A 15,539-nucleotide genomic window follows, 5' to 3' on the forward strand; every position below is an offset into this window, starting at 1 on the left:
CGATGTTCGACTTCAACGACCCCAGCCGGAGCGGCCGCTCGGCCGGCCGCGCCCGGCCGTACGTCGCCAGCAAGGCATGCGCTTCGATCGGATCGCCCAGCTTGGTACCGGTCCCGTGCGCCTCGACCGCATCCACATCGGCGGTGGTCAATCCCGCATCGGCCAATGCCGCCCCGATGACCCGTTGCTGCGCAGGCCCATTCGGCGCGGTCAACCCGTTCGACGCACCGTCCTGATTGACCGCCGAACCGCGCAGCACCGCCAGCACCCGATGACCATTGGCCACCGCATCCGACAAACGCTCGACCAGCAGTACACCGACGCCTTCCGACCAGCCGGTGCCGTCCGCCGTGGCGGCGAACGACTTACAGCGGCCGTCAGCGGCCAGCGCCCGTTGACGACTGAAGTCGACGAACACCGCCGGCCGGGCCATCACGGTGGCGCCGCCCGCCAGCGCGAGATCGCATTCCCCCCGCCGCAGGGCCTGCGCCGCCAGATGCAACGCCACCAGCGACGACGAACACGCCGTATCCACGGTCACCGCAGGGCCTTCCAGCCCGAGCACGAACGACACCCGACCCGACATCACACTCGTGGCAGCGGCAATGCGCTGGCCCTCGACCGCAGGAAGCCGTTCCAGCAGGGCGGGCTCGTAGTCGTGGTACATGACGCCGGCGTAGACGCCGGTCCGCGAACCCCGCAGCGAGGACGGATCGATTCCTGCGTATTCCACTGCCTCCCAAGCCGTTTCGAGCAACAACCGCTGCTGCGGATCCATCGCCAGCGCCTCACGCGGCGAAATACCGAAGAACTCGGCATCGAATTCCGCCGCCTCGTGCAGAAACCCGCCCTCACGCACATACGAGCGCCCGGCCCGATCCGGATCCGCGTCGAACAAGCCGTCCAGATCCCATCCCCGGTCGACCGGAAATCCCGATACCCCGTCACCACCCGAGGCCACCAGATCCCATAGACCCTCCGGCGAGCTCACTCCACCGGGCAACCGGCAGGCCATCCCGACGATCGCGATCGGCTCGCGCGCCGCCGCGACCTGCTTGCGCAGCCGCACAGTCTCTTTCACCGCATCGCGCAGTGCACCGACCAACTCTTCGACGGACCCGCCCGGCACGTCACTTCCCATCGCCGAAACCTTCACTACTCAGCCCCTTCCCGCGCCAGCGAAATCAGATCCGCTATCCCCAGCCCATCGATCACGTCCTCATCCGGTGCGGACGGAGACGAATACCGCTCCACCGCAGTGCTTTCGGCGACCGTTGCGGTGCTCGCGGTGTCGATCAGCGCACCCAGCAGATACGAGACGATCGCGATCGGGCGCGGGTGGTCGAACACGAGGGTGGAGGGCAGTCTCGAACCCGTCGCCCGGATCAGGCGATTACGCAGATCGACGGCGATCAGCGAGTCGAACCCGATTTCCTTGAAAGCGCGGTGCAGGTCGATGGATTCGGGGTGCGACTGCCCGAGCACGGCCGCGACCTCCGCCCGCACGACATCGGTCACCAGCCGTTCCCGGTCCTCGGCCACCGGTAGCGCCGCGAGTTGTTGCCGCAGATCGGGCGGTGCCGCGGGTACGGCCGCGACCCGGCGGGCAGGGCGAACCAGGCCCCGCCACATCGGGGCCGGGTCCGCCGCGCCGCGGCGCAGGGCGGCAAGGTCCACGCCCATGGGTACTACCGCGGCCCGTCCCGCGCCGAGAGCGGTGTCGAACAAGGCCAGCGCGCGCTCGTCCGGCAGCGGGACCAGGCCCCCGCGCGCCATGCGCTGCCGGTCCGCCGCCGATAATTCGCCCGTCATGCCGCTTGCCGCGTCCCACAGTCCCCATGCCATCGACACCGCGGGCAGTCCGGAGGCCTGCCGCAGCACCGCCAATCCGTCCAGGAAGGCGTTCGCGGCGGCGTAATTGCCTTGTCCGGCACCGCCGAGCACACCCATCACCGAGGAGAACAGCACGAACGCCGAGAGATCCGTCGTCGCGGTCAAATCGTGTAAATGCCAGGCCGACAATGCTTTTCCCCGAAACACCGCATCGACATCACGTGCAGACATGCCCGTGAGCGTCACGTCCCGCAGTACGCCCGCCGCGTGCACCACCGCTGACAGCGACGACACCCGGCCCAGTGCGGCTGCCAGCGCTGCCCGGTCGGCAACGTCGCAGGCCACCACCTCGACCCGCGCGCCCATGCCCTCCAGCTCGGCCACCAGATCCGGCGCGCCCGGCGCCGCCGGCCCACGCCGCGACATCAGCACCACATGCCGGACACCCCGCTGGCGCACCAGATGCCGCGCCAGCACGCTGCCCAGCGTCCCAGTGCCACCGGTGATCAGCACCGCACCGTCACCCAGCCCGGACCCGTTCGACTCTGCCTCCACCGCAGCACGACGCGGCCCCGTCGAACCCGAATCTCCCGCAGCGGCAACACGACCCAGCCGCGGGACCGACACCCGCCCGGAACGCACCAGCAGTTGATCCTCGGAATCCGGCAACCGCAGCAACGTCTGCTCATCCAGCAGCGGCGTCAGTCCGAAAGACCCGGCAGCGCCGTCGGCGGACCCGGCAGCACCGGTGGCGGACTCGGCAAAGCCGTCGACATCGACCAGTACGAATCGCCCAGGAAACTCTACCTGAGCCGAGCGCACCAGGCCCCACACCGCCGAGCCGACGACATTCGTCGCGCCGGGCCCCATCGCACCGCCGGTCACCACGACCAGACGCGAACCGTCGAAGCCCTCGGCTTTCACCCACCGCTGCAACGTATCCAGCACCTGCCGGACCGCACCCTGGGCGGCGTCGGCCGGCGTCCGGCCGGACCCGGCCGCATCTGGCCCATGCCCGAACGTGCGGGCGTCGAGCACGATCGCGCCCCCGGATGCCTCGGCCGGGGTAATGTCACCTGCCCATGCCGTCCAGGCGACGGGCGTGCTGGTGCCCGATTCCACTGGGACCCACTGCACTTCGAAGAGATCGTGGTCGCCGGCCGCCAGCTGTCCACGCGCGATGGCGCGCATGGTCAGCGTATCGATCGTCAGGACGGGGTCACCCCGCTGATCGGCGATGGTCACCGTCACCGCATCGGCCGCCACCGCTGTGATCCGGACCCGCAGCACGGATCCGCCGCCGGCGTATCGCCGGACACCCGCCCATGCGAAGGGCAGCAGGGTTCCCTCGTCCGCGCCCCGGGAAAGCAGCACCGCTTGCACAGCGGCGTCCAGCAGCGCCGGATGCACCCCGGCGTACTCACCCGCCGCAGCGGCGACGGGTAGTTCCACTTCGGCGCACAGTTCGTCCTCGGACCGCCAGGCGGCCCGTAGTCCTTGAAATGCCGGACCGTAGTCGTAGCCACGCTCCGCGAATCCCGCGTAGAGGTCGCCGAACTCGACAGCCGCAGCGCCGACCGGTGGCCAGGGCGCCGGATCGCTCTGCGGGTGTGCCCGGGTGTCGACGCCCAGTGTCCCGCTCGCGTGCCGGGTCCATGCGCGATCGGAGTGATCCTCCACCGGGCGCGAGAAGATGCCGAGCTGCCGCTGATCTCCGGCAGCCTCGCCGATCACCACCTGCACATCGACCGCCCCCGCGGCGGGCAGGAGCAGCGGCGCTTCCAGCACCAGTTCCTCGACCACGCCCCACCCGATCTCCTGACCGGCACGGAGCGCGAATTCGATCAATGCGGCGCCCGGGAGCAGCACGGTGCCATCGATCGCATGGTCGGCGAGCCACGGATGCGCCTGCTGCGACAACCGTCCGGTCAGCACGACCGCCGCACCGACCGCCGCGATATCGACCGCCGCGGCCAGCAGCGGATGCGCAGCGGAGCGCAACCCGCCCGCCTGCGGATCGACCGCACGAGCGGCCGCCGCGGCCCCGGAATCGAGCCAATATCGTTGCCGTTGAAAGGGATACGTGGGCAGCTTGACCCTTCGAGCACCCGATTTCGCGAAGGCACCGGTCCAGTCGACCGGGGCGCCGTGCGCGTAGGCGGTGGCGAGGCTGGTGAGCAGCCGCTCGCGATCGTCCGCGCCGCGGGTCAGCGTCGGCACGGTCGCTACCGGCACGCGCAGTTCCTCGGCGGTCTCCTCGATCGCGGGGATCAGCACCGGGTGCGGGCTGACCTCGACGAAAAGCTGATGCCCGCCGGTGAGCAGGGCGCGGACGGCGGCCTCGAATCGCACGGTATCGCGCAGATTCCGCCGCCAATGGTCCGCGTCCATGGCCTCGGCATCGAGCACGCCGCCGGTCACGGTGGAGAAGAACGGCACCGCCGCCGCCGCGGGACGGATGGAGGCGACCGCCTCGGCCAGATCGTCGGCCACGGTCTTCATCTGCACGGAGTGAAAGGCGAAGTCCGAGACGGTCTTACGGGTACGGATACCGTCGGCCTCGCAGGCCCGCCTGAACGCGGCCACCTCGTCCGGGTCACCCGCGACCACAACCGAACCCGGCGCGTTCACCGCGGCGATATCGAGCCCGTCGGTGAGCCGGTCGCTCACCTCCCCGGCACTGAGCGCCACCCAGACCATCGCACCCCGGCCCGCCAGCCCGGACGCGGCCAGCAGGCGTCCGCGGGCCGCGATCAACCGGGCCGCGTCAGGTACCGAGAGCAGGCCCGCCACACACGCCGCGGCGATCTCGCCACGGGAATGCCCGATCACCGCGGCGGGCTGGACACCGTAGGACTGCCACATCGCGGCCAGCGCCACACTCACGGCGAAGAGCACGGGCTGACCGACGTCGACACGCTCCGGCGACGGCGCACCCTCCTCGCCGCGGATCACCGCGAGCAGTGACCAGTCCACGTGCCGCGCAAGCGCTTCCGCGCACTCCGACATCTTGTCCGCGAAAGCGGGCGAGATCTCGAGTAGTCGCGTGGCCATGCCTGCCCACTGCGCGCCCTCGCCGGAGAAGACGAACACGGCGCCGCCGGACACGGCCCGCCCGTGCACGACACCGGCGCTCGACCGGCCCTCGGCGACCGCGCGCAGGCCGTCCGAGAGTTCGTCCCGATCGTGTCCGAGCACCACACTGCGATGGCCCAGCGCGGCCCGCGTCGTCGCCAGCGACCAGCCGACATCGAGCGGATGCGACTCGGCGGCGACCTCCGCCAGGCGCGCGGCCAGTCCGGTCAGCGCCGACTCGCTGCCCGCCGACAGCACCCAGGGGACCAGCTCGCCGCCGACGGGCCGATGCTCCGGTACCGTTGTCTCGCTGCCGCTTCCGGGATATTCGAGAATGACGTGCGCATTGGTCCCACTGATCCCGAACGAGGACACTGCCGCCCGCCGCGGCCGCCCCGCCTCCGGCCACACCCGCGGCCGCGACAACAACCGCACCGCACCCGACGACCAATCCACCTGTCGCGACGGCACTTCCGCGTGCAATGTCCGCGGCAGCACACCGTGCCGCATGGCCTGCACCATCTTGATCACACCCGCCACACCCGCGGCCGCCTGCGCATGCCCGATATTCGACTTCAACGACCCCAGCCACAACGGCCGCTCCGCGGGCCGGTCGCGGCCGTAGGTCGCCAGCAGCGCCTGGGCCTCGATAGGATCGCCGAGCCGGGTGCCCGTTCCGTGCGCCTCGACGGCATCCACATCGACGGTGGTCAATCCCGCATCGGCCAAGGCCGCCCGGATAACCCGTTGCTGCGCAAGCCCGTTCGGCGCGGTCAAACCGTTCGACGCACCATCCTGGTTGACCGCCGAACCGCGCAGCACCGCCAGCACCGGACGACCGGCGCGCCGCGCATCCGACAATCGTTGCAGCACAAGCAATCCCGCCCCCTCCGACCAACCTGTTCCATCGGCGGCAGCGGAGAAGGACTTGCATCGCCCGTCCGAGGCCAGGCCCTGCTGACGCCCGAACTCCACGAACATGCCGGGGGTCGACATCACCGCGACGCCACCGGCCAATGCCAGCGAGCACTCCCCCGCGCGCAGCGACTTCGCCGCCAGATGCAAAGCGACCAGCGATGACGAGCAGGCCGTATCCACCGTTACCGCAGGACCTTCCAGCCCCAGCGCATACGAGATACGCCCGGACATCACGCTGGCGGCCGTGCCGGTCAACCGGAGACCCTCGGTGTCCCCAACCTGCTCGTGCAGTCGCGGCCCGTACTCCATGGCGGTCCCGCCGACATAGACACCGGCCCGGCGGCCACGCAGCCCGTCGGGCCGAATTCCGGCGTGCTCCAACGCCTCCCACGCGATTTCCAGTAGAATCCGCTGCTGCGGGTCCATGGCGGTGGCCTCACGCGGGCTGATACCGAAGAACTCGGCATCGAAATCCGCCGCACCGTCGAGGAATCCGCCCCGGCGCGCCCCACCGGTCCGACCCGCCGCGTCCTCCCAGTCGCGATCGGCGGGAAACGCGGAGATCGCGTCCACACCCGCGGCAACCGCCTGCCACAACCGTTGCGGCGAGGTGATCCCCGACGGAAACCGGCACGCCATGCCGACGATGACTACGGGATCGTCCTGCTCGACCGCCGGGGCCTCCGGTACGGAGGCGGTCTGCGGTGCGGTCACGCCGGAGGCCCCGGCGGTCGAGGTCGGTGGCACGATCACCGGCTGTGGCACGGCGGCCCGGCGCAGTTTGCGGCGCAGGTGCGCGATCAGTGCCTCGGGCGTCGGATAGTCGAAAATCACTGTGCCCGATAGACGTACGCCCGTCTGCCGGAACAGGATCTCGCCCAACTCGGCCCCCATCCGGGAGTCGAGGCCGAGTTCTTTGAAGGTGCCAGCGGTCGAGACGGCGGCGGCCTCGTTGTGGCCGAGTACGTGCGCCACCTGTGACCTGACCAGCGCCGCGACATCGCGCACCGGCTCCGGCGCCAGCTCTCCCACCGCCGGCTGTTCGGTTGCGACGCCATCCCGCGGCGGCGCCGATTCGCCGGACCCGGCGGCCACCGATCCGAGCCAGTAGCGGCGCCGTTGAAACGCATACGTCGGCAGGTCGACCCGCCGCGCGCCCGAACCGGCGAAAACCGCCTCGGCATCGATCGCGATACCGTTCGCGAACGCCGTCGCCAGCGCCATCAGGAACCCGTCGAGTCCGGCCCGGTTGTCGCCCGGAAGGGTTGCCACACAACCACTTCCGCCCGCCCGCCGCACCGCGTCCCGGAGCTCGTCCGCCAGCACCGGTTCGGGACCGATCTCGACGAACTCCGCATGCCCGTTGTGCAGCACGGTCGACACCGCGGCCGCGAACTCCACCGGCTCACGCAGGTTCCGGAACCAGTACGCGCCGTCCAGGGCCGCGGCGCCGACCAGGCCACCGGTGACCGTCGAATAGAACGGGATCCCCGAGCGCCGCGGTGCGATCCCGGCGAAGGCGTCCAGCAGTTCGGTACGTACCTCGTCCAGCTGAGCGGAATGACCCGCGAACGCCACCCCGGGCACCCGCCACGACAGCACCCCGTCCCCGGCCAACTCGGCGCCGAACCGATCCAACTCCGCCGAATCACCGGAGATGACCAGCTTTCCGGGCGCATTGATCTCCGCCACCGCGAGCCGCCCGCCCCGCGACGCCAGGCGACGCGACATTTCGCCGAGCGGTGCCGCCACCCCCAGCATCGCGCCGCTGCCGGCCGGCCCGCCCAAGGCCCGGCCGCCCAGCGCGACAATGCGCGCGCCGTCCTCCAGCGATATCGCGCCCGCCACCACCGCGGCGGCGATCTCACCTCGACCGTGGCCGACCACCGCACCGGGCACGACACCGTACGAGCGCCAGAGCTCGGCCAGTGACACCGAGACGGCGAACAGCACGGGCTGCGCGACATCGACCTGATCCGGTCGCGGCGCCTCCACGTCACCACGCAGCACAGCGGTGAGCGACCAGCCGACGTGCGAGCGAATGGCGTTCTCGCACTCCAGGATTCGCGCCTCGAACACGGGCGACTCGTCGAGCAGCCGGGCGGCTGCCCCGGTCCCCCGCGCCAACCGGCCGGGGAAGGCGAACACCGGCCCGGTAGCCGGACCCGCCACGCCTTCGACCAGAGCGGCGTCGGTTCGGCCTTCGGCCAAGGCCTTCAGGCCCCTGAGCAGCGAGGCGCGGTCGTGCCCCGCGACTACGGCGCGATATTCGAAGGCGGTCCGTCCGGCGAGCAGTGACCAGCCGATATCGGCCGAGGTCAGCTCGGAATGTTCGGTCAGATACGCGAACAACCGCGCGCCCTGTTCCCGGACCGCCTCGGCGCTGCGCCCGGACAGGGGCCACAGCACCGGCGCGGCCGGGTCGGTGGAGCTCGACTCCGGTTGCGCCGCAACGGTTCCGGTCTCGCGCGGCGCTTCCTCCACGATCAGGTGCGCATTGGTGCCGCCGAGCCCGAAGGCGCTCACCCCGGCCCGACGGATGTCGCCGCGCGCCGGCCACGGTTCCAGCGTCTGCTGCACGCGCAGATTGAGCCGTGCCAAGGGAATATTCGGGTTCGGCGTGCGGTAGTTGAGACTGGCGGGCAGTGCCTGATTCTCCAGCGAGAGCACGACTTTCAGCAATCCGGCCACGCCCGCGGCACTTTCGAGGTGACCGATATTGGTCTTGACCGACCCGACCCGCAGCGGCTGTCCGGCCGGCCGATGCGCGCCGATCGCCGCGCCGAGCCCGGCCGCCTCCACCGGGTCACCGACCGCGGTACCGGTCCCGTGCAGTTCGACGTAGTGCACATCCTGTGCGGTGATGCCGGAGCGCCGGTGCGCGAGTTCGATGACCTCGCACTGGATCTCCGCCTCCGGGACGGTGAGCGCGGCCGCGGCCGCGCCGTTGTTGACCGCCGAGCCCCGGAACACGCAGCGCACCCGATCCCCGTCGGCCCGCGCCCGATCCAGCGTCTTCAGCAGCACCAGCGCACCGCCCTCACCACGCACGTAACCATTGGCCCGTTCGTCGAAGGTGTAACTGCGCCCGTCCGGGGACAGTGCGCCCGCGGCGTCCAGGGCCAGCGCGGTCTCCCCCGCGAGATTGAGATTCACCCCGCCGGCCAGCGCCGCGGTGCATTCGCCCGAGCGCAGGCTCTCGCACGCCTGGTGGATCGCGACGAGCGCGGACGACTGCCCGGAGTCGACGATCTGGCTGGGCCCGCGCACGCCGAGCAGGTAGGACAGCCGGTTCGCGATCATGCTGCGCAGCGTGCCCGTGGTGGTATGGGTGGTGATGCCGCCCGCACCCAGGCGGCCGCGGAGCACGGCGTAGTCGTCGAGTGCCGCACCGATGAACACCCCGGTCCGGCTACCCGATACGGCCGCCGGGATGATTCCCGCGTGTTCCATTGCCTCCCAGCCCAATTCGAGGACAAGGCGTTGCTGCGGGTCCATCGCCGCGGCCTCGCGCGGTGAGATTCCGAAGAAGCCGGCATCGAACAGGCCGGGATCGTCCAGGAACGCTCCCCAGCGCGCCGCCGCGGTCGCGACGAGATCCCAGCGGTCCGCCGGGACCTCGGTGATCGCGTCCCGGCCCGCGGCCAGCAGCTGCCAGAACTCGGCCGGGCCATCGGCTCCCGGGAACCGGCACGAGTAGCCGACGACGGCGATGGGAACGATGGAATTCATGAAAACGATGCCTCGAATTCCTCGGCTGTGCCGAGATCGACTTCCTTTTACCTCTGATTACCTCATGACAAAGACAATCGAAGCTTTACATCCGCTGAAACATGATCATTCCTCATGCCGATATCGTCCCGATATCGTCCACCGAGACCGCATGTCGCGGCCTTGTCATCCAATCACCGATCGGTACGAAGACAATAGATTCCGGCTTTTCACCGATGCTCATCGCGAACGATGAATTCCATCGAAAAATGTGTAGCGGAAGAAATGCGATGACCCTCGGATATCTATTCGCCGGCGGCGGCGGAAGCGGTTCGAGATACTTGCCCACGCCCGCGACACCCCGCACCGGCCCACCGGCGGCCCCGAACAGGGACTCGCCCTGGCCTTCCTATCGGCCCGCCGACGGCATAGCCGAGGTCCGGCGCCCACGAGTTCGAACTGGTTCGATCAGCACGGCTTCGTGAATTCCGCCGAGCGACAACCTTTCCCCGTCGGCAGCGGATCAGGTCAAACGTCACTGACAGAACAGGACGGTATCCTGAAGGTCGCGAGGGACTGACCGGGCAACAAGCCTGTCAGGAGCTTCTCATGTCCGAACACCCTCGTATTCAACGCGATGCCACCGACACGGGTGCAAGAGAAGCGTTGCGACGCCTGCTGGTCGAGCCGACGATATCGATCCCTGACGCGGCCAGGATCCTCGGGATCGGACGTTCCACCGTCTATGCCGCAGTCAAATTGGGTGAGCTACCCGCTATTCGGGTCGGCCACCGAGTGCGCATTCCGTCCAAATGGATTCGCGAGGCACTGCGGGTCGATGACGAACCGGACATCGGCACACGGTAGAGCTTCCGCGACTGGCCAGCGCAGCATTCCGCCGTCCGCCGCCGCGCTCGTTTACCACGTAGCGCAGATCCTGCGTCTGGACAACGGGAGGGTCCCACTTCCGGTCGGTCGAAGGGTAATCCCGCGGCCTCATACCTGACCCCATGAACGGACGGCGAGGCGAAACAACGGCACGCGACCTTGCGTGTTCGGTGAACCCGCACTCCTACCGCTTTCCGCACATCGTCGATGCTTCCCGGCGCCGAAATGCTTGCACCCAGCCGAAATTCGCCAAATTCGGCTGGTCACTCGAATGGTCGCCAGCCTGAGTCGACACCACCGATCTACCCCCGCAATCTACCCGCGCAGAGGAGGCCCAGCATGCCCGGCACACAACCGCCGACCAGAAGGAAACGCCGGGCCGAGCCGATCAACAAGCACATCGCGAAGAACGGCACGGTGACCTATCGGTTCCAGGTCGACATCGGAACAAAGCCTGACGGTACTCGCAACCGACAGCAGTCCACCTATCGGACCTTGGCCGAGGCACGGCGCGAATATCGTCGGATCACAACAGAAGTCGCACGCGGAACCTACGCCAAGCTCGTGGAGATCACCGCCGACGAAGCGTGTGACCAGTGGCTGGCCGATCGTCGTAGAATCCGGCGGAACTCACTGGAGCGCTGCCGCCAAGACCTGAAGCCGGTACGCCGCCGCCTCGGCAGTAAGAAGCTGGCGCAACTCACCAAGAAGAACGGGGATGCGCTCGTGGAGTGGATGCTGACCGAGGGACGGCGCTCCCCTAGGCAGCCTCGGCCCGACAGCCTGGTGTCCCAGGTCGCAGAGGTGATCGCACGCCACCCGGATGGCATCTCGACCGCGGAACTCAAGGCCGAGTTCGGCAAGGACGTACATCACTGCCTGGCCGGCCTCGTCCGGGCGGGCCGGGTGACTCGCCCTCGACGGGCCGTCTACGTCCTGGCACCACCGCCGGTCACCGCTGTGGCGCCTCGGGGCGCCAAGCCGGTCACGGTCAGGCCGACGCTGACCACCTTCAGCATGATGGTTCAGTCCTATGTCGATCAGGGTGCTCTGCCGCGCAATGTCATTGCGCTGGTGGACCGGCCGACTGACGACATCACCGACAACGATGACGACGAAACGAACGCGAAGTCGTGGACCATGAGCGAGGTCGAAGTCTTCCGAGCCGCGATCGTCGGCGAGCGCCTGGCCGCGTGCTGGCTGATGTCGTGTTACGGAATGCGCCGCTCGGAAGTGCTGGGCGCGCGGTGGCGCCGGCTCGATGCCACCGCGTTGCGGGTGCGCAGGGGGCGGGTTGCCATCGGCAGAGAGACCGAGGAGAACCTGCCCAAGTCTCGCCGGAGCCGTCGCGATCTTCCGCCGCCCGCAGATCTAGAGGCCGCGCTGCGCGCGTTGAAGACCCGGCAGAAGGCGGAGTGCCTGGCAATGGGTGCATCCTGGTCCGACGATCGGCTGATCGCGGTGCACGAGAACGGGACCCCGGTCCGGCCCGACTGGTATTCCGCCGAGTTTCAGCGAATCCGTAAGCGCACCGGACTGCGCCGAATTCCGTTGAAGGGGCTGCGGAACACGTCGGTGTCCCTGATGCTCGCCTCGGGTATCCCGGTGCACATTGTCGCGGCGTGGCACGGCCACGATCCAGCCATGTCGTTGAGCATCTACTCTGACGCGCATCCTCGCGACTTGAAGGCGGCCGGAGCCGCTCTCTTCGGACCAGAAGGTGGAAGCAGACCACGGCCGGTTGGCAAGCTCTAGGCAAGCGGGAGCGCCCGGGGCCTCCCCCGGAAGCCGTAAAATCACTCCTGACCAGGCTCGATCGACGAGAATCACTTCATCGACAACTACATCACCGGCGTGCTGTATCCGCGGAGCGCGCTCGACCTCGTACGTGCGCTTGTCGTGGTGTGCGTACTCATTTCGTGGACCGGTCTCGCGGTGCGCAGTCGCCGTGCGGCCTGGGCGTAATCGCAAGGATTTCACCTCGAACACAGGAGAAGCCATGGCGGGCAAGGGCATTACGAAGACGGTATGGGGTCACGGCAGGCAGCTGGCGTCGATCGGCCGGTTTCTGGTGGGGTTCCGGACATTCAATCGCACGGGACAGGTCGGCGATGGACGGGAGGCGGCGGCGCGGAATTATGTGCTGGCCAACGCCTCGGCCGGCGATCCGGACAGCGTGCTGGTCACCATGGACGAATTCGCGCGCACCCGCAGCATGCTGGTGAATGTCGGCGATGAGAAGGGCCTGCTGCTGGACGCGGCCGTGCGCAAGGCCGAGCCGAAGCTGGCGCTCGAGTTGGGCACGTATTGCGGATACAGCGCGGTGCGGATCGGCCGACTGTTGCCCAGCGGCGCGCGACTGGTATCGGTGGAGTTCAGTGCCGCGAATGCCGAAGTGGCTCGGGCGATCATCGCGCATGCGGGGCTGGCGGATCAGGTCAGCGTGGTGGTCGGGACCATCGGCGACGGTGGGGAGACCATGCACCGGCTGGCACTGGATCACGGATTCGATTCCGGCGCCGTCGATTTGATATTCCTCGATCACGCCAAGGCTGCCTATCTGGCCGATCTGAAGACGATTCTGGCGGCCGGCTGGCTGCATACCGGCACTCTTGTTGTCGCCGACAATGTTCGAGTGCCCGGCGTTCCCGACTACCTCGCCTATATGAAGGCGCAGGAGGGTACGACCTGGCGGACCGCCGAGCACGACACCCATGTGGAGTATCAGTCCATCGTGAAGGATCTCGTGCTCGAGTCCGAGTACCTGGGCTGAGTCAGCGGCTCGCGCGCAGCCGGGCTGTCACCAGATCGGCTACGGCGGAAGTGTTTTCAGGCATATCGAGGTACGTGTGGCCGCCTTCGAAGGTGGCCACGTCGAAGGATCCGACGGTGTGCGCGGCCCACTCCCCCACCTGGGCCACGGTGGTGGTCGGGTCCGAGGTGCTGATCAGCGCTGTGATCGGCGCGCGCAGCCGGTCGCCGGCCCGGTGCCGGTAGGTTTCCACCGCTTGGTAGTCATTGCGCACGGCGGGCAGTATCAGTTCCGCGAAGCCGGGCTCGTCGCGCAACATTTGGATCAGCGCGGGGTCATTGCCGAGCAGCTCCAGCTGATCGATCAGCGCACCATCGGATTCGAGGTGCAGGCGACCCGGTTCCACGAAATCCGGTGCGGGACGGCCGGATACGAACAGGTGGTCGAGGGTGCGACCGGCGGCTTCCCAGCGCCGGGCGGCCTCGAAGGCAACGGTCGCGCCCATGCTGTGCCCGAAAATGGCGATCGCGGTGTCGGCGGGCCAGCGCAGTAGATCCTGAACGGCCTGCGCGGCGAGCTCGCCCAGGTCGGGAATCTGCTGCTCCGCCATGCGATCCTGGCGACCCGGGTACTGCACCGCGTACACCGCGATCCCTGCCCCGAAGCGCTGCGCGAGCGCCCGATACGCAGTGGCCGAGCCACCGCCGGGCGGGAAGCACACCAGTACGGTGCGGGGGTCGGCGTCGGTGCGCAGCGCGCGCAACCAGTCGGTACCGGTGAGATTTGCCACCACGGCGGTGCTCCTTCGACGACTAGGTTTGGACACGTGAGTGCCTACGCAGTGCTGGTCCGCGAGTACGAGTCCGGGATCGGTATCACCGGATCGAGTATGCCCGCCGTCGATTCGGGGACGAATTTGGCTGCGACACTGCCGGCATGGTCCCTGGCCGGCGGTGCGGTGGCGAGCCTCGCCGCGGCCGCCGATCGACGGCGGGTGGCCTGCGGGCTGACACCATTGGAGAGTGTGCTCGATCCGGCTCGGGTGGCGGCGGCGTTCTCGAGTGAGCGGCTGTTCCGGATCGACGGGACGCCGCCCGATGCGTTCGCGGAGTTGTCGGGCTTCTTCCCGACTGCGGACGGCTGGGTGCGAACGCATGCCAATTATTCGCATCATCGCGCCCGGTTGCTGAGCGTGTTCGGACTGCCCGCGCAGGCGGATCGCGCAGCGGCGGTGGCGCGTATGGCGGAGCTGTCCGCGGCCGAGATCGAGGACCGGGCGGGCGAATTGGGTGCCCTCGCGGTGCGGGTGCGTACCGAGCGGGAGTGGGCGGACAGCCCGCAGGGTAAGGCCGCGGCCGACGGCCCGCTGGTGGCGGTCGAAGCGCGGGCCGATATCGGCTCGCGCGAAACGCCCACCGACGCAACCCAAATGCTGCCGTTGCGAGGCGTCCGGGTACTGGATCTGACCCGGGTGATCGCGGGTCCGGTCGCGACTCGCGCGCTGGCCCTGCTGGGTGCGCAGGTGTTGCGGGTGGATCCGCCACAGCTGCCGGAGATTCCGTGGCAATTCCTCGATACCTGTCAGGGCAAGTACTCGACGTTGCTGGATTTGCGAACGGAGCTTCCCATATTTCGGGAGCTGCTCCGCGAAGCGGATGTGCTCGTAACAGGTTACCGACCGGGCGCTTTGGAACGACTTGGTGTAGATGCGGGGGAAATTCGGCCAGGAATTGTGCACGGCCGGGTTTCGGCCTGGGGTGAGCGCGGTCCGTGGGGTAACCGTAGGGGTTTCGACAGTATTGTGCAGGCCGCATCCGGAATATCGCTGATCGAGGGTGCGTGGCGAAATTCGCAGGATGCGTCTCCGGTCGGCGCACTCCCGGCGCAGGCGCTGGACCATGCGAGCGGGTATCTGCTGGCCGCCGGAGTGCTGGACGCGCTCACCGCCCGCGAACGCGACGGGGTCGGGCGGGATGTGCGAGTTGCGCTGGCCCGCACCGCATCCTGGCTCCTGGCCGCGCCGGGCAGGACGCCCGAGCATGCTCCGGCGAATTCTCCGGGATCGGCGTACGCGGTCGAGCACGACGGGGTGCGGACGGCCGCGCCGGCGCTCAGCGAATATCCCGACTATCCCTGGCCCGCTTCGCAGTACGGTACACATGCCCCGAACTGGACACTCCGACCGGCCGGTTTCCAGTAGCTTTCGGTCTTCACGATCGCCTGCACGCACACCCGCAAACACATCGGCGAATAGTGCGAATTCCCTTCGTACATATCGTTTTTGTGTCGTTAATAAATGAGATGCTGGGACCGACATCGATATTGTCGGCACTTACGTCGGCGTGCGGACGGAGGACGTCAT

7 protein-coding genes are annotated in these 15,539 nt (G+C 68.6%); 4 read left to right on the top strand and 3 right to left on the bottom strand.

The window, feature by feature from the left end; translation table 11 throughout:
- Nucleotides 1–1,141, bottom strand: a 1,141-nt coding sequence (locus GFY24_RS35195; protein ID WP_304621394.1) for a polyketide synthase, incomplete at its 3' end; no start/stop codon positions are given.
- A 14-nt stretch (nucleotides 1,142–1,155) separates the two neighbouring features.
- Nucleotides 1,156–9,558: a type I polyketide synthase gene (locus tag GFY24_RS35200; protein WP_153809441.1), complete on the bottom strand. Its 8,403-nt coding sequence runs from the start codon at nucleotides 9,556–9,558 to the stop codon at nucleotides 1,156–1,158.
- Between the two features lie 588 nt (nucleotides 9,559–10,146).
- On the opposite strand from GFY24_RS35200, the gene GFY24_RS35205 reads away from it, so the two are divergent.
- The 3 genes from GFY24_RS35205 to GFY24_RS35215 all read left to right on the top strand — a co-directional run bounded on the left by GFY24_RS35205 (nucleotide 10,147) and on the right by GFY24_RS35215 (nucleotide 13,198).
- Entirely contained in the window at nucleotides 10,147–10,404 is a 258-nt protein-coding gene (locus tag GFY24_RS35205; protein WP_153809442.1) for a helix-turn-helix domain-containing protein, read from the top strand.
- A 228-nt stretch (nucleotides 10,405–10,632) separates the two neighbouring features.
- A complete protein-coding gene (locus GFY24_RS42565; protein ID WP_228566967.1) occupies nucleotides 10,633–12,180 on the top strand; it encodes a tyrosine-type recombinase/integrase in 1,548 nt (515 codons plus the stop codon).
- A 244-nt stretch (nucleotides 12,181–12,424) separates the two neighbouring features.
- Nucleotides 12,425–13,198, top strand: a complete 774-nt coding sequence (locus tag GFY24_RS35215) for an O-methyltransferase (protein WP_153809443.1) — start codon at nucleotides 12,425–12,427, stop codon at nucleotides 13,196–13,198.
- Between the two features lies 1 nt (nucleotide 13,199).
- Here GFY24_RS35215 and GFY24_RS35220 read toward each other — a convergent pair whose 3' ends face one another.
- Nucleotides 13,200–13,970 carry an alpha/beta fold hydrolase gene (locus GFY24_RS35220; protein ID WP_309231708.1) on the bottom strand — a complete coding sequence of 257 codons (771 nt, stop codon included), beginning with the start codon at nucleotides 13,968–13,970 and terminating at the stop codon, nucleotides 13,200–13,202.
- A 33-nt stretch (nucleotides 13,971–14,003) separates the two neighbouring features.
- Between GFY24_RS35220 and GFY24_RS35225 the strand changes: the two genes are divergently transcribed.
- The gene (locus GFY24_RS35225; RefSeq protein ID WP_309231709.1) at nucleotides 14,004–15,377 is read left to right on the top strand and encodes a CoA transferase; all 1,374 of its coding nucleotides are present in this window, start codon (nucleotides 14,004–14,006) and stop codon (nucleotides 15,375–15,377) included.
- Nucleotides 15,378–15,539 lie beyond the last annotated feature (162 nt).

It is taken from the genome of Nocardia sp. SYP-A9097 (assembly GCF_009649815.1).
In the GTDB taxonomy this organism is placed as follows: domain Bacteria; phylum Actinomycetota; class Actinomycetes; order Mycobacteriales; family Mycobacteriaceae; genus Nocardia.

Excerpts from the sequence above, each read along its gene's own strand:
- GFY24_RS42565 (WP_228566967.1), top strand. The coding sequence starts at position 10,633 with ATGCTTCCCGGCGCCGAAATGCTTGCACCCAGCCGAAATTCGCCAAAT.
- GFY24_RS35215 (WP_153809443.1), top strand. The coding sequence starts at position 12,425 with ATGGCGGGCAAGGGCATTACGAAGACGGTATGGGGTCACGGCAGGCAG.
- GFY24_RS35200 (WP_153809441.1), bottom strand. The coding sequence starts at position 9,558 with ATGAATTCCATCGTTCCCATCGCCGTCGTCGGCTACTCGTGCCGGTTC.
- GFY24_RS35205 (WP_153809442.1), top strand. The coding sequence starts at position 10,147 with ATGTCCGAACACCCTCGTATTCAACGCGATGCCACCGACACGGGTGCA.